This is a genomic window from Pseudomonas tremae (genome assembly GCF_001401155.1).
Lineage (GTDB): Bacteria > Pseudomonadota > Gammaproteobacteria > Pseudomonadales > Pseudomonadaceae > Aquipseudomonas > Aquipseudomonas tremae.
Genome location: NZ_LJRO01000259.1, coordinates 1 through 299, shown reverse-complemented (window position 1 = coordinate 299; position 299 = coordinate 1). Strand labels below are relative to the sequence as shown.

2 protein-coding genes are annotated in these 299 nt (G+C 59.5%); both read left to right on the top strand.

Going from position 1 to position 299, the window contains the following annotated elements; translation table 11 throughout:
* On the top strand, positions 1 to 135 hold a 135-nt coding region (locus tag ALO43_RS29025), incomplete at its 5' end, for an ABC transporter ATP-binding protein C-terminal domain-containing protein (RefSeq protein WP_459564955.1).
* Positions 136 to 137: 2 nt separating this feature from the next.
* Positions 138 to 299, top strand: a 162-nt coding sequence (locus tag ALO43_RS31855; protein ID WP_157062311.1) for an ATP-binding cassette domain-containing protein, incomplete at its 3' end; no start/stop codon positions are given.

Below are 299 nucleotides of genomic sequence, written 5' to 3'. Positions count from 1 at the left end.
GAGCACTACATGGAGTGCGTGAAATCGGTGGCCGACAAGGTCACCGTCCTGCATCAGGACAAGACCCTGGCCTACGGCTCGATGGATCAGGTACAGAACGATCCTCGCGTCATCGACGTCTACCTGGGGCACTGAACATGCTGAATGTCTCTCACCTCAATGTGTATTACGGCGACAGCCATGTGCTGCGTGACCTTAGCCTGGAGCTTGCACCGAGCGAGTCGCTGGCGATCATGGGCCGTAACGGCATGGGCAAGACCACGCTGCTCAGAAGCCTGGTGGGCATGCTGCCGCTGCGC